The organism is Thioalkalivibrio sp. ALJ2, from assembly GCF_000378325.1.
Taxonomy (GTDB): Bacteria; Pseudomonadota; Gammaproteobacteria; order Ectothiorhodospirales; family Ectothiorhodospiraceae; genus Thioalkalivibrio.
Window position 1 is genome coordinate 24,209 of the sequence record NZ_KB899558.1, and the last position, 17,679, is coordinate 41,887.

General features: G+C 68.8%; 11 protein-coding genes. 6 read left to right on the plus strand and 5 right to left on the minus strand.

Translation table 11 applies throughout. The features are described 5' to 3' along the window. Positions 1-91: 91 nt before the first annotated feature. The 3 genes from ligA to smc all read right to left on the minus strand — a co-directional run bounded on the left by ligA (position 92) and on the right by smc (position 6,930). Entirely contained in the window at positions 92-2,188 is a 2,097-nt protein-coding gene (gene ligA / locus F468_RS0110665; RefSeq protein ID WP_018995134.1) for an NAD-dependent DNA ligase LigA, read from the minus strand. Further along, on the minus strand, positions 2,185-3,369 hold the full coding sequence (locus F468_RS0110670) for a cell division protein ZipA C-terminal FtsZ-binding domain-containing protein (RefSeq protein WP_018995135.1): 1,185 nt from the start codon (positions 3,367-3,369) through the stop codon (positions 2,185-2,187). The genes ligA and F468_RS0110670 overlap by 4 nt, the downstream gene beginning before the upstream one ends. 66 nt (positions 3,370-3,435) lie before the next feature. After that, positions 3,436-6,930 (minus strand): chromosome segregation protein SMC, encoded by a 3,495-nt coding sequence (gene smc / locus F468_RS0110675; protein ID WP_018995136.1) that lies wholly within the window; start codon positions 6,928-6,930, stop codon positions 3,436-3,438. Between the two features lie 114 nt (positions 6,931-7,044). On the opposite strand from smc, the gene queF reads away from it, so the two are divergent. The 4 genes from queF (at position 7,045) to cysZ (ending at position 10,018) form a co-directional block, all read left to right on the plus strand. Beyond that, positions 7,045-7,467, plus strand: a complete 423-nt coding sequence (gene queF / locus F468_RS0110680) for a preQ(1) synthase (RefSeq protein ID WP_018174047.1) — start codon at positions 7,045-7,047, stop codon at positions 7,465-7,467. Positions 7,468-7,476: 9 nt separating this feature from the next. Next, positions 7,477-8,775, plus strand: coding sequence for an FGGY-family carbohydrate kinase (locus tag F468_RS0110685; protein WP_018995137.1), 1,299 nt, complete (start codon positions 7,477-7,479; stop codon positions 8,773-8,775). Positions 8,776-9,077: 302 nt separating this feature from the next. Beyond that, on the plus strand, positions 9,078-9,287 hold the full coding sequence (locus F468_RS0110690; protein WP_018995138.1) for a DUF3185 family protein: 210 nt from the start codon (positions 9,078-9,080) through the stop codon (positions 9,285-9,287). 56 nt (positions 9,288-9,343) lie between these two features. After that, entirely contained in the window at positions 9,344-10,018 is a 675-nt protein-coding gene (gene cysZ, locus F468_RS0110695; protein WP_081616979.1) for a sulfate transporter CysZ, read from the plus strand. Positions 10,019-10,034: 16 nt separating this feature from the next. On the opposite strand, the gene F468_RS0110700 is transcribed toward cysZ, so the two are convergent. Continuing rightward, positions 10,035-12,254 carry a TRIC cation channel family protein gene (locus F468_RS0110700; protein ID WP_018995140.1) on the minus strand — a complete coding sequence of 740 codons (2,220 nt, stop codon included), beginning with the start codon at positions 12,252-12,254 and terminating at the stop codon, positions 10,035-10,037. Between the two features lie 251 nt (positions 12,255-12,505). Here F468_RS0110700 and F468_RS0110705 point away from each other — a divergent pair, with 251 nt between their 5' ends. Both F468_RS0110705 and F468_RS0110710 read left to right on the plus strand, forming a co-directional pair. After that, positions 12,506-13,465, plus strand: a complete 960-nt coding sequence (locus tag F468_RS0110705; RefSeq protein ID WP_018138543.1) for an ABC transporter substrate-binding protein — start codon at positions 12,506-12,508, stop codon at positions 13,463-13,465. Continuing rightward, a complete protein-coding gene (locus F468_RS0110710) occupies positions 13,462-15,411 on the plus strand; it encodes a SpoIIE family protein phosphatase (protein ID WP_018995141.1) in 1,950 nt (649 codons plus the stop codon). Before F468_RS0110705 ends, F468_RS0110710 begins: the two co-directional genes overlap by 4 nt. Positions 15,412-15,475: 64 nt before the next feature. On the opposite strand, the gene F468_RS0110715 is transcribed toward F468_RS0110710, so the two are convergent. Continuing rightward, a complete protein-coding gene (locus F468_RS0110715) occupies positions 15,476-17,581 on the minus strand; it encodes a DUF1631 family protein (protein ID WP_018174041.1) in 2,106 nt (701 codons plus the stop codon). Between the last annotated feature and the right edge of the window lie 98 nt (positions 17,582-17,679).

Consider the following 17,679-nt stretch of genomic DNA (forward strand, 5'->3'; position numbering starts at 1 on the left):
GGCCTCCTACGCAAGACAGCCCCCTGTAGGAGCGCAGCCCCCTGCGCGATGCGACGCCGGACACGCCCCAATCGGCCAGGGGGCTGGCCTCCTACAGGGGGGATTCGTTGAGGAGCTGGGCGAGGTCGTCGGGGTCGAGGATGGGGATGTCGAGGGATTCGGCTTTGGTGACCTTGGAGCCGGAGTCGGCGCCGGCGATGACGGCGGTGGTCTTTTTGGAGACGGAGCCGGTGACCTTGGCGCCGCGGGCCTCGAGGGCGGCCTTGGCTTCTTCGCGGGTCATGGTGTCGAAGCTGCCGGTCAGGACGTAGGTGTTGCCGGCCAGCGGGGCCGCGTCACCCGACTCTGCCGCTTGTGGCCGGGGCGGATCGGGCCAGTGGACGCCGGCGTCGCGTAGCGCCTGGATTACGTCGCGGTTGTGGGGCTCGGCGAAGAAGTTGGCGACGTGTTCGGCGACGATGGGGCCGACGTCCGGGACCTCCTGCAGGGCCTCGGCATCGGCCTGCATCAGTGCGTCCAGATCACCGTAGTACGTGGCCAGGTTGCGGGCGGTGACCTCGCCCACCTCGCGGATGCCGAGGGCGAAGATGAACCGCGCAAGCGTGGTCTCGCGCGCCTGTTCCAGGGCGTTGACGAGGTTCTCGGCGAGCTTGGGGCCGACCCGTTCCAGGGCCTCCAGGCGCTCGGCGTCCAGCGCGAACAGGTCGGCCGGGCTTTGTACGATGCCCCCATCGGCGAGCTGTTCGATCAGCTTCTCGCCAAAGCCCTCGATGTCCATGGCCCGGCGCGAGACGAAGTGCTTGAGGGCCTCGCGGCGCTGCGCGGGGCAGACAAGCCCGCCGGTGCAGCGGGCGACGGCCTCGCCCTCCGGGCGTTCGATGTGCGAATCGCACTCCGGGCAGCGGGACGGCATCTCGATCGCGCGGGTGTCCTGCGGGCGCTCGCCGCCGGCGCGGCCGACCACCTCGGGGATTACGTCGCCCGCCCGGCGTACGATCACGCGGTCGCCGATGCGGATGTCCTTGCGCGCGATCTCGTCCATGTTGTGCAGCGTGGCATTGCTGACCATGACCCCGCCGACCAGTACCGGCTCCAGCCGCGCGACCGGGGTCAGCGCCCCGGTGCGGCCGACGCGGAAGTCGACGGCGCGCAGGTTCGTCGTCTGCTCCTCGGCCGGGAACTTGTGGGCGATGGCCCAACGCGGCGCACGCGAGACAAACCCCAGGTGCTGCTGATCCTCCAGCGAGTCGACCTTGTAGACGATGCCGTCGATCTCGTAGTCCAGCTCGCGACGACGCTCGGCCAGGCGCTCGTAGTAGGCCAGACAGCCCTCCACCCCGTCCAGCACCGCGCGCTCGGGGCAGACCGGAAAACCCAGGTGGTGCAGCCAGTCCAGCGTGCCGGACTGGGTGTCCGGCAGCTTGCCGCCCTCGACATGGCCGATGGAGTAGGCAAAAAAGCTCAAGGGGCGCCGAGCCGTCACCTTCGGGTCCAGCTGGCGCAGGCTGCCGGCGGCGGCATTGCGCGGGTTCATGAAGCCGCGCTGGCCATCGGCCTCCAGGCCCTGGTTCAGGCGTTCGAAATCCGAGCGGCGCATGAACACCTCGCCGCGCACCTCCAGCACGCCGGGCGCATCGTCGGTGTAGCGGTCTCCCAGGTGCAGCGGGATCGGGCGTACGGTGCGGACATTGCCGGTCACGTCCTCGCCGGTCTCGCCGTCGCCGCGCGTCGCGGCTTGCACCAGGCGGCCGTTCTCGTAGATCAGGCTGATCGCCAGGCCGTCCAGCTTGGGCTCGGCCATGTAGGCGACCGCCTGCTCAACGCGGTCGGGCTCGCCAGTCTGTTTGGTCAGGCGCTCACGCACGCGGCGGTCGAAGTCGCGGATCTCGTCGGGTTCGAAGCCGTTGGCCAGCGACAGCATCGGCAGGCGATGCCGCACCGTGTCGAAACCGGCGGCGGGCGCGCCGCCGACACGCTGGGTGGGCGAATCCGAGGAAACGAGTTCCGGGTGTTCGGCCTCGAGCTGTTCGAGTTCGCGCATCAGCGTGTCGAACTCGGCGTCGGAGACCTCCGGGTCGTCGAGGACGTAGTAGCGGTAGTTGTGGTGCTCGATCTGGCGCCGCAGCTGCTCGATCCGTGCGCCCGCCTCCCCCGCCGCGCCCTCGCGGGACGCGGAAGGCGAACTCACCGCGCCCTCCGCCGCCGCAGCAGGTCCGGACGGTGGCGCATCAGCCACTCGTTCAGATCCTCGCGCATGTAGGCGAGCGTCTGGTTGGTGGCAGTGGACTGCTGGGCATCGAGGATGGAACCGCCGAGATCCCGCGCCAGGCCGTGCGCATTCTCCAGCAGTGCCTCGAACGCGCGTTGCGGATCGGCGCTGTTGTGCACCTGCACGAACAACGTGATGCCAGGGGTCATCGTGTCCGTCAGGTCCTGTTCGCGCAGCGTGCCCGGCGGCACCATGTTCGCGGCGGAGAACAGCGCCTGGCGGCTGTCGATCTCGGCATCGTGGTAATGGTAGATGTCCATCGCACCCGGCTTGAGGCCCGCGCGCTGCAGCGCAGCCCCCAGGGCGACGCCGGTAAACGGCCGGTTGCGCGGCGCGACCACATGCAGCAGCAGGATCTTTTCGTCCGACCCCGGGCCACCGCGCAGCGGGTTGCGCCCCACCACACGCGGTTCGGACACAAACTCGCCCAGGGTCTCCATGTCGGGCGCCGGCTCCTCGATCAGCTCGGGGTCGACCTCGTGATCCGGGTGCAGTTGTTCGCCGAGCGTCTCTTCCGCACGCGGGCGGCGCAGGCGCGTCCCGCGCAGCGCGGCGATCCCGGAGCGCATACGGCCACTCAACTGGTCCATCACGCCCTTCGCGGTTTCCGCGGCGCTCGACCTGGCTCGGCGTCGCGGCGCATCCTCCGGGTCCGGCTCGAAGGCGCCATGGGGCGGCGGCGGAACCGGCTCTTCGTCGTTGTCCAGGACGCCGTAGATATCCTGCGCACGGTCGGCATGGCGCTCGCCCGGAGGCAGTGGCTCGTCGTCGTCCGCCGAGGTCACGCCCAGGTGCGGCTCCGCGCGGTCGTGCTGGGGAATGCGCACGTCGTCGAAGTCGTCCTCGGAATCGGCGTCCCGCGTGTACTCGCGCGAGGTCTCCAGAGGATCGGCCCAGCCCGCCTCGGCCCCAAGGCTGTCGGAATCGCCCTCGCGTCTGCGCGGCGCGGGGTCGTCCTGGGCGCGAATGTGCACCGCGTCGTCACTCCAGTCGGTGGCGTCATCATCCAGATCCTGCGCGCGATCGCGCGTGCGCAGGCGATGGGCCATCCAGATACCGGCGACCAGCACGATCCCCAGGATCACCAGACTGATGCGCATCCAATCCACTCAATACCTCGTCTTTCCGGTTGTACGACCGCGCCCCAACCCGTGGGATCGCAGGGATCAGGCCTCGGCCAGTTCGACGGCCTCGTCGATATCCACGCTCACCAGGCGCGAGACGCCCGGTTCGTGCATGGTAACGCCGATCAGCTGTTCCGCCATCGCCATCGTGGCCTTGTTATGGGTGATAAAAATAAACTGGATCTGCTCGGACATGTCCTCCAGCAGCTCGCAGAAACGCCCGACGTTGGCCTCGTCGAGCGGCGCATCCACCTCGTCCAGCATGCAGAAGGGTGCCGGATTCAACTCAAAGATAGCGAACACCAGCGCCGATGCTGTGAGCGCCTTCTCGCCTCCGGACATTAGATGGATGGTGGACAGGCGCTTGCCCGGCGGGCGGGCCATGATGTTCACGCCGGTATCCAGCAGGTCGTCACCGGTCATCTCCAGGCGCGCCTCGCCGCCGCCGAACAGGCGCTGGAACTTCTGCCCCAGCCCGGCGTTCACCTGATCGAAGGTCTGCTTGAACAGCTGACGCGTCTCGCGGTCGATGCGGTGCATCGCCGCCTCCAGCGTCTCCAGCGCCTCGATCAGATCGGCATGCTGCTCCTCGAGGTAGCGTGAACGCTCCTCCAGGCTGCGCGCCTCGTCGATCGCCGCCAGGTTGATCGGCCCCAGGCGGTCGATCTTGCGGTCGAGTTCCGCGATCGCCTGCTCCCAGGCCGGTACCGTCGCATCCCCCGCGAGCCCCTCCGCCAGCGGGCCGGCCTCGAATCCCGACTCCTGGAACTGGCTCTTCAGCTGTTCGATCTGCACCGAGCGCTCGCGCTGATCCAGGCGCAGCTCCTCGCAGGTGGAGCGCTGCGCCTCGACCCGGCTGTCCAGTTCGCTGGCCTGCGTGGCCAGTTCCCGCAGCCGCGCATCGCAGGCCTCGAGATCCGCGCGCGCCCGGGTCAGGCGTTCTTCCGCCTGCTGGCGCTGCTCCGCGGCGGCCTGCAGATCCCCACGCCACTGCTCCAGCGGCCCCTCGCGCCCGGCCAGGCCCTGCTGCAGCTTTTCCAGGCGCTCGCGATCCTCCGCGCGCTGGCGTTCCAGGCGCTCGCGTTCGCTTTGCTCGCGCTCCAGCCGGTGGCGCGCCTCCTGCTCCGCCATGCGTGAACGCCCGGCAACATCGCGCGCCTCGCGGACCGCATCGCGGGCCTGACTATGGGCGTCGCGCGCGACCTCCAGTCGACTCTCCAGTGTGCCGCGGTCGGCCTCCAGTGTTTCCAGCGTGGCGAGGGCCTGGTTGCGTTCCTGCTGCGCGGTCTCCAATTGCTCCCGGGCGCGAGCTGTTTCTTCTTCCAGTTCGCCCGCCTCGCGGTCGATCCGCGCCTGCTGCTGTTCCAGCTGCCGGGCCTGATCGCGCAGGCGCTGGATGCGCCGGTCGCGTTCGTCGATCTCGCCCTGCTGTTCGCGCAGCTGGGCATCCAGCCGGTCGCGCTCGGCCTGCGCGGCATCGATGGCCTCGCCCCGTTCCGCCAGGGTCGCCTGGTGCTGCTCGACCTGCCCCTGCAGCTGCTCTTCCTGCTCGCGCAGCTCGCGCGCCAGGCGCACCCGCGCGACCGCGCCGGAGGCCCCACCTTCCAGCGTGCGATGCGCGACCCACCCCGGCCCCATCCAGGTGCCATCGGGCGTGATCACGCTCTCGTCCGGTGCGAGGTTCGCAACGCGGCCCCGGGCCTCGCCGAGATCCTGCGCGCAGTGGATGCGTGACAGCCACTGCGTCACCGCCGCGGAGCCGCGCACGCGGCCGGCGAGCGAGTCGTCCGAGGTCGCCGCGGCGGCATCCGCCTGCGTACTCACCAGGCGCAGCGCGGCATTCGGCCAGTCCTGCGTGGCCTCGGGCGCGTCCAGCACGGCGGCCTCCAGCCAGGCCCCCAGCACCAGCTCCACGGCCGTATCCCAGCCGTCGTCGACCTCCAGCTGCTGCACCAGGGGCCGCGAGAGGTCCAGCCCCTGTTCGCGTGCCCAGGCCTCACGGCGCTCGCGTGTCTGCGCCGGGTCGTCCTCGCCGGCGAAGTGTTCCAGCCCCGCCAGACGCCCCGCGACCTCGCGCGCCTCGCGCTCGGCCTGGTGCAGGGCGTCGCGGGCCTCGCGGCGGGCCTCGGTGAGCTGGTTCAGTTGTTCCTGCTGCTGCTCGTGCTGCTGGCGCAGCTGCTCCAGGCGCTCGGCCAGGGCATCGCGTTCGCCCTGCATCCGTTCGGCCTCCTCGCCCGGATGGGTCTGCGGCAGGGCCGCGCGCTCGGCGTCGAGGCGTTCGCGGCGCTGCTCCAGCCGCGCGAGCTGGTGTTCGGCGTGATCCATGCGCGAACGCGCGAGCTGCGCATTCTGGCGCGGCTCGGCCAGGGCGCGTTCCCACTCGGACTGGGCCTCGCGAGCGGCCTGAAACTCGTTTTCGGCCTGCTCCGCTGCGGCCTCCAGGCGTTCGCGCTCGGCCTCGGCGGCCTCCGCCTCCTGCTGGCGCTGGTCGCGTTCGCGTTCGGCCTGGGCAATGCGCTGTTCCAGCGCCGCGAACGCCTCGCCGGCCGTCTGCAGGCGCTCTTCCAGCTGCCGCAGTTCCGCGCGCTCGCGGGCCAGTTCGTCCTCCGCATGGCGGATCGACTGCTCCAGGCGCGAGACCTCGGCGGCGCGGTCGTAGTAGGCGGACTGCGCCTCGGTAGTGGCCGCCTCCAGGTCCACGCGCGTCTGGCGCTGCTGTTCGGTCTCGGTGCGCACCTTTTGCGCCTCCGCCTGGGTGCCCGCCAGTTCGGTCTCGGCCGCCTGCAGGCGCTGTCGGCTCCCTTCCAGTTCCTGTTCCTGCGCACGCAGACGCAGCAGGATCGCCTCGGCGCGTTTCTGGCGCCGCTCGGCGGCGAGGGTCTGATACTTCTCGGCGGTGGCGGCCTGGCGATTGAGGCGTTCGGCCTGCTTGGCGACCTCGTCGCGCACGTCGTCCAGGCGCTCCAGGTTCTCGCGGGTGTGGCGCACGCGGTTCTCGGTCTCGCGCCGGCGCTCCTTGTACTTGGAGATGCCGGCGGCCTCCTCGAGATAGACGCGCAGTTCCTCGGGGCGGGCATCGATCAGGCGCGCGATCATGCCCTGCTCGATGATCGCGTAGCTGCGCGGGCCGAGGCCAGTGCCCAGGAACAGGTCCACCACGTCGCGCTTGCGCGCGCGCTGGCCGTTGAGGAAGTACTTGGACTGGCCATCGCGCGTCAGCGCGCGGCGCACGGCGATCTCGCCGTAGGCGCTGTACTCGCCGCCCAGGCGACCGTCGGAGTTGTCGAAGATCAGCTCGATCGAGGCCTGCCCGACCGGCTTGCGGCTGGAGGAGCCGTTGAAGATCACGTCCTCGCTGGAGTCGCCGCGCAGGTGCTTGGCCGAGGACTCGCCCATCACCCAGCGCACGGCGTCGATGGTGTTCGACTTGCCACAGCCGTTCGGCCCGACGATGCCCACCCGGTTTCCGGGCAGCACCAGCGTCGTCGGGTCGACGAAGGACTTGAAGCCGGCCAGCTTGATTCGGGCGAGTCGCACGTTCGGCGTAATCCGCGGTCAGGACACTCGGGGGTAGAATGGTACACGCTTGTGCCGGTAACGTTCGCGTGCAAGCACGCTCCCACATGAATGGACCCGCAACGAGAAACCGACATGCCCAGCCAGCCGAGCAAGACCCTGGAGACCTTCGACAACCCGGCGCCGGAGAACGACTTCGCGATCTATATCCGCATCCCGGAGTTCACCTGCCTGTGCCCGGCCACCGGTCAGCCCGACTTCGCGGAGCTGCACCTGGAGTACGTGGCCGACCACAAGTGCGTGGAACTGAAGTCGCTGAAGAACTACATGTGGTCGTTCCGTGATGAAGGCGCCTTCCACGAGGCGGTGACCAACCAGATCCTGGCGGATCTGGTCGCGGCCACCGAGCCACGTTTCATGCGCCTGACCTCGTACTTCAACGTGCGTGGCGGCATCTATACCTCGGTCGTGGCCGAACACCGCCAGCCCGGCTGGACCCCGCCGGAGCGGGTCACGCTCCCGCCGCCGGGGCGCAGCCCGCTGCATTCGGGCCTGTAGCCGACTCCAATGCACGCGATCGGCCTTGACCTGGGCACCTCCGGCATCCGCCTGGCACTGGTGGATCCGGACGGCGAGCGGGTGTACTCGGCCGCGCGGGATCTGCCGGAGTCGGAGACGGACGGAGACGGCATCGCGGAACAGGACCCCGCCCAGTGGTGGACCCTGGTACGCGAACTGCTGCGTGAGGCCGCCGAGCACCTGAAGGGCGAACCCGTCGCGATCGCGGTGGACGGCACCTCCGCCACGCTGTTGTTCCTGGATGCCGATGGCCGGCCGGTACGGCCGGCCATGATGTACAACGACGCCCGCGCCACCGACATGACCGCGATCCTCGCCGGGGTCGCGCCCAGCGGGTCGGCGGTGCACAGCCCCAGCTCCTCGGCCGCGAAGCTGCTGTGGGTGCGCCGCCACGAGAGCCTCTCTGGGGTGCGGCGCGTGCTGCATCAGGCCGACTGGATCGCCGGGCGGCTGCGCGGGCGCTTTGACGTGATGGACGAGAACAATGCGCTGAAGCTTGGCTACGACGCCCTCTGGCAGGGCTGGCCGGACTGGCTGGAGGACATCCTGACCACGGATGCCAACCTGCTGCCCGAGGTCGTGCCGGCGGGAACCAACCTGGGGCCGATTGCCCCGGAGATGGCACAGCACCTGGGGCTGAACCCCGCCTCGCGGGTGATCGCCGGGACCACCGACAGTATCGCCGGCTTTCTCGCCTCCGGGGTTGAAGACGACCGCACCGGGGTCACCAGCCTGGGTTCGACCATGGTGATCAAGCAGCTCTCGTCGGAGCCCGTGTTTGCGCCCGAGCTGGGGATCTACAGCCATCACCTGTTCGGCCAGTGGCTGGTCGGCGGCGCCTCCAACAGCGGCGGCGCGGTACTGCGCCAGCACTTCGACGACACCACGCTGAAGCGGCTGAGCGAGCAGATGGCCCCGGATACGGACACGGGCCTCGATTACCTGCCCCTGCCCCGACGGGGCGAGCGCTTTCCGGTCAGCGATCCGGAACTGGAGCCACGCCTGACGCCGCGCCCGGATGACGACGCGCGCTTTCTCCAGGGACTGTTCGAAGGCATCGCGCGCATCGAGCGTGATGGCTACCGGCGCCTGACGGAGCTTGGGGCACCGCGCGTGGAGCGCGTGATCACGCTCGGTGGCGGTGCCGCGAACCCCACGTGGACACGCATCCGCGAACGCATCCTGGAGATCCCGGTGATGGCCACGGACAACGACGACGCCGCACACGGCGCCGCTCGGCTGGCGCGCATCGGCATGGGACTGGAGGCCTTCTCGCCTTCTCGCTGAAGCCAACGGCGATCGGCCAGAGGGCTGACCTCCTACGCAAGACACACCCCTGTAGGAGCGCAGCCCCCTGCGCGATGCGACGCCGGACACGCCCCATCGGCCAGAGGGCTGGCCTCCTACGCAAGACACCCCCTGTAGGAGCGCAGCCCCCTGCGCGATACGACTCCAGACACGCCCCATCGGCCAGAGGGCTGGCCTCCTACGCAACCGGGGAGACTCGCGTTTCTCTGGATACGTCACCGCCAGCGCCGGTGATCGGTGCTACATTCAGGCAAAGAACCACAACAAGAAAGGACGTAGACATGCACTGGAGCCGTATTCTCGGAATCGCCCTGCTGGTGGGTGGCATCATCCTGCTGGTGATGGGCTACAACGCGACCGAAAGCCTGGGTGAAGAGCTGCACGAGACCTTCACCGGACGCTACACGGACGACACTCGCATGTACCTGATCGGTGGCGGCATCATGGCCGCAGTGGGTCTGGTCCTGACGTTGTTCGGGGCCCGCCGCTGAACCAGCGGGCAAGACCCCTCTCGCCGCTTTACGCGTTCCTCGCCCCGTTCCGGGGCCTGACACGCGTCCGCGAGCCCGCCCTGCGCGGGCTCGTGATCATTCCGCTGATGATCAATGTCCTGCTGGTGGGCGCGCTGGTTGCAGCCGCGGCGGTGGGCTTTGACGCCCTGCTCGCCGCCTGGCTGCCGCAGACCCTGGACTGGCTGGCCTGGCTGCTGTGGCCGCTGTTCGCCCTGTTCCTGCTGCTGGTGGTTGGGATATCCGCCGTGGCCCTGGCCGCGATCGTGGCCAGCCCCTTCTCCGGGCCGCTGGCCTACCGCACGGCCGAAGGTCTGGGCCACCCGCCCCTGGCCGCGCCGCGCTCGCTGACCGCGGAGTCCGTACATGCGCTGGCCACCGCGGCGCGCAAGCTCGGGTATTACGCCCTGTTGCTGATCCCGGTGCTGATCATCACCTTCGTTCCGGGGCTCAACCTGCTCGCACCCGCTGCCTGGTTCCTCTATGGCAGCTGGGTCCTGGCGGTGGAGTTCATGGAGGTCCCGCTGGCCAACGACGGCCTGTCATTCGATACGGTGCGCCGGCGCCTGCGCGAGCGCCGCCTGCAGACCCTCGCATTCGGCGCCGGGACCACGCTGCTGGCGATGGTGCCCATGGTGAACCTGCTGCTGGTGCCGGCCGCGGTGATCGGCGCCACGCACCTGCGCACACGGCAGTTGGCCGCAACCCCATAGACCGCCGACCAGGCAATCATTCGGCGCGCAGGAAACGCCGCTGCAGTGCACGCCGATCACCCTGTACCGGGCTCATAGCCGGTTCCAGCCGCCGCTCCGCGTACTCCGCCAGCATCCAGAGCATGCGCTCCACGCGGTGGGTGCGCTGCAGCACGCGGTCCAGTGCACCCCCGGGCTGGAAATGATCGGGGTCGAGGTAGCGGGCACGCAGGGCATCGAAGCGGCTGCGCTGATTGGCCGTCATGTCGCGCAGCCAGGCCAGGTCGTCGGGGTCCGTGGAACTCGCGGCCATGGTCGTGGCATCCAGCAATCCCCGCAGGGCCTCGAGAACGCGGCCTTCCAGGGCCCACGCCACCTCGTCGGCTGCGGTCTCCATATCCGTCACAGTCGCGCGCAGGTGGTCATACAGCTGCTGCTCCAGGCGCGCAACCAGCCGGAAGCGATCACGCAGGGCCTCGTGCCGGCGTGCGGCGGCCTCCAGCAGGGGCTCGCCCGCCAGCCGGTCCAGCTCGGCGAACACCGGCTGCAGCAGGTATTCGAAGTCCTTGTGCAGGCGCTCCAGCTCCCCGGAATCGGCCGGGCGGGCCCGCCCCTCGTTATCCTCGGTGAGGTAGCCGGTCAGACTGGACCAGGCCTCCGGTTCGCGCTGCGCCAGTGCCTCGAGGCGCCGTTCCGGCAGGGTATGCGGATCCCCCATCTGCAACGGGTTGGGACGGCCCCAGTAGAGAACGCCCAAGCGCGCCAGGAACAGCAGCACGATCACCGCATGCGTGGCGATCAGGATGAATCCGAGGCTCAGCTCCACCGGGGGCCAGAGCAGGATCAGCGAATAGAGAATGCCGCCCAGGACCGAGATCTCGGCGAAGGAGTCGCGCTTGAGCATGTCGATGTTGAAGTCCGAGCGCACCACATCGCGCATGATCACGCCGAACGAGGCGGTCACCACGGCCATTACCGGGCCCCAGAGCCACAACGGGCTGGCCTGCGACTCGACCGCCACCCCGACGCCGATCACGGTGAACGAGGCCACGGCCCAGGCATCCAGACCTCGCTGCAGATTGCCCACCACGCGCCCGCCGAGCCCCTTCTGCTGCCGCGCCAGGAGTTCCTGGACGAGATGCCAGCGCACCAGCACATGGTCATGCAGCTTGTACAGCACGAAGCCGACCCCCACGACCACGATCGGGACCAGCAGGAACTCCGGCGTCTCGAAGATGAAGATCGGGTCGCGGCCCAGCAGCAGATCGCGCAGCACGCCGCCACCGATGGCCGGCAGCGAGGCCAGGACCAGGGCACCGAACAGGTTGTAGCGTTCGCGCCGGGCGAGGATCAGCCCGGAGGCGGAGAACGCGAGAATCCCCAGCAGGGTGAGCGTATTGAACCAGGTCTCGCTGGTAGCCATCGAGAGAAACGCGGGCAGCACATGCTCGACTTCCAGCGCGGCCATCCGGCGGCTGTCCTCCAGGGCCTGCAACTGCGCGTTGAAGTTCTCGACGAAGGACTCGGGAACGGTGGCACGGGAGAACATCACCCGCACGCCGACGGTCCCCAGGTCCAGCGGATACGTCTGGATCTCGCGGGCGCGACCCGTCCGCGCCAGCAGCAGGTCCACGATCACGGGGTCCGCGACAAAGCCGTCGATCCGACCCTCGATCAGCGCCTGGATATGGGCCTCGTCACCGGCCGCGGGATACAGGCGCGCGGCCTCCCCCGGATCCGCGACCAGGTCGGCCAGCTCGCTGGAGGCGTAGGCATAACCCGTGGTCACTCCCAGCCGGAAGTCTCCGTCGCGAACCGTCTGGACCAGGGCGGCGCGGTCCTCGAATGAATATTCACCGCGCTCGCCGGCGCGCACATAGAGGGCGTTACGTTCCTGACGGTAGGGCTGCGAGTAATGCGCATAGTCGAGGCGACCGGAATCAAAATAGCTGCCGATGACGAAGTCGATCGCGCCGTGGCGCAGTGCGGCGAGCTGGTCGTTCCAGGAAAGCGGCGTGAACTCGGCGCCATGCCCGACACCGGCCAGCGCCTCCTGCGCGACCCGCACGTCGAGCCCGGCCGGGGATGCCCGGGATGCGCTGTCGGAACCGGCCTGATACGGGGGACGTTCGAACCAGCCAGAGCGCAACGTTTCGGGCGCCGATTGCTGCGCGATCGGGATCGGGGTGCCGATATCGGCCGCGGACGGGGGCGAGGACGCACCGGCCGTGAACGGCGCGAGGATGGTCAGTGCCAACCCCGCCCACAAGACCCCCAGCCAACGCGCAACCCGCGAACGCAGGTCCCTCGGCCAGTCCCAGCCCCTTCTCTGGCGCCACCGCGACGCACGAATAACGCCCGCCTGACGGCTAGCGCGCGACTGGATGCGCCCGCAGGAACACCTCGGTATGCTGTCGCCGTCTAAGACCCCCCACGGCCGACTCCCTCCCCATGGACGCTGCATACGCACGATTCCCCAATTCTGCGGCCCAGGGCCTGGGCGCCGCCATGCGCCGCGTACTGGCCCTGGCGGCTGTCCTGCTCCTTTGCGCCAGCACCGCGCTGGCCGACACGCAGACCCTGCGTTTTCAGCCGCACTGGGTCCCTCAGGCGCAGTTCGCCGGCTTTTACCTGGCCAAGGAGATGGGCTGGTACCAGGACGCCGGACTGGAGCTGGAAATACTCCCGCACGGCGCGGAGCACCCCGCCCCCGCCACGCTGGCCCGCCAGGAGGCCGATGTGGCTTTGCTCTATCTCACCCAGGCCCTGGAATTGCGTGAACAGGGCGTGGACGTGGTCAACGTAGCACAACTGATCCAGGACTCCTCTCTAGTGCTGGTGTCCCTGGCGGAGTCCGGGATCCTGGTGCCCGAAGACCTGGACGGGCAGCGCGTCTCGCGCTGGGCCAGCTTCAGCCTTCAGCCGGAGGCGTTGTTCCGCACCTACGGGGTGCACCCCGAGACGGTCGATCAGGGGGCGACGATGGCCGCATTGCGCACCGGCGCGGTCGCGGCCGCCACCGCCACGCGCTACAACGAACTGGTCGAGCTGTATCTCAGCGGTCTGGATCCGGACGAGATCGAGGTGATGCCACTGGAGGATCACGGCGTGGGCCTGGCCGAGGACGGGATCTATGTCCTGGAGTCGACATTGCGCGAACGCCCCGAAGCCGTCCGCACGTTCGTCGAGGTCTCACTGCGGGGCTGGGAGTACGCGTTTGCCCATCCGGACGCCGCAGTGGACGCGGTGATGGATCGCGTCATCCAGGCCGGCGAGCCGACCAATCGGGCGCACCAGCGTCTGATGCTGGAGGCGCTGCGCCCGCTGTATCTGGAAGACGAGGCGCTCCGCGGTCCGCACCTGGATCGGCAGGACTACCAGCTGGCCGTCAGTCTGATGCGCAACCTGGGGCACCTGGAATGGGAGCCGGTACCGTACGAACAGTTTCACCAGGACGTGACGCAATGAACGGCCGCAAGAGCCTCGCCGTCCGCCTCGCCCTGGTCACCCTGCTGACGACCGGGTCGATCTTCTTCATCTCCTCCGGCGCGCTGTACCTGATGGTGCGCGATATCATGCTGGAGCACGCCGAGGACCAGGCGCGCGAGCTGACCCACGCGACGGCCAACCGCATCCGCTCGTCACTGAACGAGGTGGCCGGGTCGGCACAAGGCCTCGCCAGCGCCCTGAATTCGGGACAGATTCGACCCGACGGCCTGTTTCCCGTGCTGGACAACGTGACGCTCCAGTCGGATGCGGTCCAGGGCGCCGCCGTGACCTACGAGCCCTATGCCGCCGACCCCGACGAGCGCTACTACGGCCCATTCTCCTACGAGACGCCCAACGGCATCACGCGCATGCACCTGGGCGGCGACGACTTCGACTACTTTACCCGGGACTGGTACCAGATCCCGGCACTCACGCGCAGCGGCTTCTGGACCGAGCCCTTTCCATCGGCCGCCGACCCCAACCGCCTGATCACCACCTACTCGCGCCCGTTCTTCGACCCCGACGACGCCGAGGCACTGCGCGGGATCGTGACCATGGACATCGAACTGCCGGCCCTGACCGCGCGCGTGGACGAGGTGGAGATCTTCGACAGCGGCTTCGCATTTCTGGTCAGCCCGCGTACGCGCTTTATCACCTATCCACAGCGCGACTGGATCATGCGCGAGAGCCTGTTCAGCCTGGCCGAAACCCTGGGCGAGCCGGAACTGCGCGAACTCGGACGGCGCATCCAGCAAACCGACGAAGGCTTCTCCCGCGTGCCGGAGGCCCTGCTGGAGGAACCCGCCCGGCTCTATCACGTGCGCCTGCCCGAGGCGAACTGGGCGGTGGGCGTGATCATCCCCGAGCGCGAACTGTTCGGGGATATCCTGCGGGTGATGCACTGGGTGCTGATCATCGCCGCGATCGGCTTCTTCATCCTGCTCGGCACCATCATCGGTATCTCGCGCGGCATCACCCGCCCGCTGAAGGGCCTGGCGAGCAGCGCCGGCGAGATCGCCCGCGGCAATCTGGACCGCCCGCTGCCGCCGATCCGCACCGGCGACGAGGTGGGCCAGCTCGCCCATTCGCTGGACGAGATGCGCCTGTCGCTGAAGGACTACATCAACGACCTGACCGCGACCACCGCCGCCAAGGAGCGCATGGAGAGCGAGCTGAAGATCGCACGCAACATCCAGATGAGCTTCCTGCCCAAGCGGCTGGACCTGTCCGACCTGGATGTAGGTATCGACCTCGCGGCGCGCCTGATCCCGGCCAAGGAGGTCGGCGGGGATCTCTACGACTTCTTCCCGCTGCGCGAGCACAACGCCCTGTTCTTCGCGGTCGGCGATGTCTCCGACAAGGGCGTTCCCGCCGCGTTGTTCATGGCCGTGACCAAGACGCTGGTCAAGGGTATCGCCGAGCAGGACCCGCGCGACCCGGGCGAGATCCTGACCCGAGTCAACAACGAGCTGTGCCTGAACAACGACAACGGCATGTTCGTGACCTACCTGTGCGGGGTGCTGGACCTGGGCACCGGCGAGGTCCACTTTGCCAACGCCGGCCACAACCCGCCGTTGATCCACCGCGCCGATGGCACCTACGACTGGCTGAAGCTGCCGCCGGGCCTGGTACTGGGGGCGATGGAAGACATGGAGTACCCGGTGCAGACCGTCCGCCTGGCGCCCGGTGATGCGTTGCTGCTGTATACCGACGGGGTGACCGAGGCAGCGGACGGGGAGCAGAAGCTGTACGGCGAGGATCGGCTGTTCGCCTTGTACGGGGAGATCGCATCCCAGCCAGCACGACAACAAGTCGACGCGGTGCTCGAGTCCGTCGAGCGTTTCGCGGATGGTGCTACACAGGCGGATGACATTACCGTGCTGGCGCTGCGTTACTGCCCGGGGGATGGGGAATGCGCCAGATGAAGGCGTGGACCGAGGCTTCGCGGGCGAGCCCGCTCCCACAACCCGCCCGAAGGCCCTGCTGGCGCTAGCGGATCATCGCGTCGAGGGGGTTGTCTCGGGGTAGCGCGCGCATGCGGCCCTCGCGCATCTCGTGGGCCACACCCTGCAGGCTGTGCCGACGGCTGGTCACGCCATCCAGCGACAGGAACAGGAAGCGGCGCGTGGCCTCCCCGCGCCAGACCAGCGCCATGCGCTGGGTCTCGCCGGTCGCCTTGTCGATGAACTCGAACCAGTCCCCGACCTGTACCCGCGAGGCCTCGAACACATAGGGGTCGTCCTGGTCCGCCAGCAGGTCCGGATCGTCGTCCTCGAAGCGGACGGAACGGCGCGCCCGAATGCGCTCCTGCGGGTCAAAGCGCGGCTCGTCTCCTGAGGCCCGGATCCGCTGCAGATGGGCCTGCCCCAAGTGCTGCACCACGGCCTTCACGCGCTCCTCGGAGACCCCGGCGTCGCGCGCGGTCGCCACAATGCGCTGCACCATCGGGTTGACCTCCTGCGGGGTCGCACGATTGCAGATCGCCTTGGCCACGTCCTTTACCACCTGGTCCAGCCGTTCGGCCGAGTCACCATCGGCGGCCAGCAGGTCTTCCCAGGCCTCGGCGATCTGCTCAGCCGAACGTTCCGGCAGCTCCGCGCCGGTCTCCAGCACGCAGATGGTCAGGCTGCGCCGCGCGCGCGCGGCGCGCTCCTCCTGGCGCAGTGGATCGATATGGGGATCCTGCAGCTCCTGCCAGCGCGCATCCTCTTCCTCGATCGCCGCCAGCCAGTCGTCCACCAGGGCCTGCGCGGCATCACGGTCCATGCTGTCGGCTTCGTGGCGCAGCCGATTGACCGACTGCTGGATATGCTGCAGGTAGGCCTCGATGGCGTCGTTGCCCTCGGCCTGGTCATCCGGGCTGACACGCACGCCGGTGTTGATCAGGCTGCCGATCCACAGGCGTAACGGGTGCGAGCGATCGCGGAAGAACGAGAGATCACGGATGACCACGCGCGCCAGGGAGAACTGCATGTCGGCAATGGCCGCACGCACGCGCGAGTTGAACCCGACCTGCCGAAAGATGTGATCAAACATCCCCTGCAACAGATCGAGGATGAACGGGGTCAAGGACTCGCGCGAGAATTCCGCTGATTCCGGGGCCACACGCTCGCCGCCCGCGCCCCCAGCCCCGGAGCCGGCCCCATCCGGCACGCCGGCCGCATGCGGCGAACTGGCGGGCAACCCCTGGGCCTGCACCAGGGCGCGGGCCCACAGGGCCCAGGCGGTGGGGTCGGCATCCGGCGCGGGCATTTCGCGTGTCCCGCTGGAGCCCGCCGCCCCCAGCCCCAGCGTCGCCGGGTCTCCGCCGGCAGTTGATTCGGAGGCGGATCGCGGCGGGCTGCCCGCGGTGTAGTGGGCCCAGCTCGCGCGTTGCTGGGGCACGCTTTCCGACTCGTGCGCCTCCGGACTGCGAGGCGGCTCGGTCACCAGCCCGCACTCGTCAATCGTCTCCACCACGAAGGCCAGCATCGGGGCGCCTGTGCGCCCCATGCACTTCACGTAGGCCCGCATCAGGTCCAGGGTCATGGCCGTGCGGCCGAACTGCCGTTCGGCGGCCTCGATCACCCGTTCGTACCAGTGCAGCGGAGACCAGGGCGCCCAGCCCGGGTGCTCGAAGCGGTGCTCCTCGCGCGCGGCCTGCTGGAACATGTAGTAGGAGTAGCGGTTGTGCTCGCGGATCACGCCCTCGAGCTTGTGCCGCAGGGAGCGCCGGGTGGACTGGTAGTCGTCGAGCACTTGCAGCCCGGAATCACCACCCGCATAGCGCGTGCCGGAGAAATCGTATTCGGGCGGATAGGTGGTGGTGCGCAGGTCGCGGTTCAGTGCCTCCTCGAACTCGCGCCGCAGTACGTACTGGTAGCCATGCAACTGGTTGGCCCATTCGACCGCATCACTTTCCTGGTCGCCCCAGACGCGTCCGGCGCTCCATTCGGTCGCGACCCACTCCATGCATTGATCCAGGTGATCGACCACGCGCGGGGCGACACCGGCTGCCAGCTCGGAACGCTGTGCCTCGGACAGCCCCGACAGACCGCTCCAGATCGCCGTGTCGTCCTGGTAGTTTCCCTGTTCTCTGGAGTCCTTTCCCGCCATGCGCCCTGCCTTCGCGACCGGCCGCGGCGCGGCCGTTAGCCCAGTGTTAATCGGCCAGTGTACAGGTCAGAAAGCGGCAAAACAGCCACAAGTTGCTA

Coding starts and splice junctions, on each gene's coding strand:
- F468_RS0110685 (WP_018995137.1), top strand. CDS start 7,477: ATGCACGCGATCGGCCTTGACCTGGGCACCTCCGGCATCCGCCTGGCA.
- F468_RS0110710 (WP_018995141.1), top strand. CDS start 13,462: ATGAACGGCCGCAAGAGCCTCGCCGTCCGCCTCGCCCTGGTCACCCTG.
- F468_RS0110705 (WP_018138543.1), top strand. CDS start 12,506: ATGCGCCGCGTACTGGCCCTGGCGGCTGTCCTGCTCCTTTGCGCCAGC.
- F468_RS0110690 (WP_018995138.1), top strand. CDS start 9,078: ATGCACTGGAGCCGTATTCTCGGAATCGCCCTGCTGGTGGGTGGCATC.
- F468_RS0110670 (WP_018995135.1), bottom strand. CDS start 3,369: ATGCGCATCAGTCTGGTGATCCTGGGGATCGTGCTGGTCGCCGGTATC.
- F468_RS0110715 (WP_018174041.1), bottom strand. CDS start 17,581: ATGGCGGGAAAGGACTCCAGAGAACAGGGAAACTACCAGGACGACACG.
- queF (WP_018174047.1), top strand. CDS start 7,045: ATGCCCAGCCAGCCGAGCAAGACCCTGGAGACCTTCGACAACCCGGCG.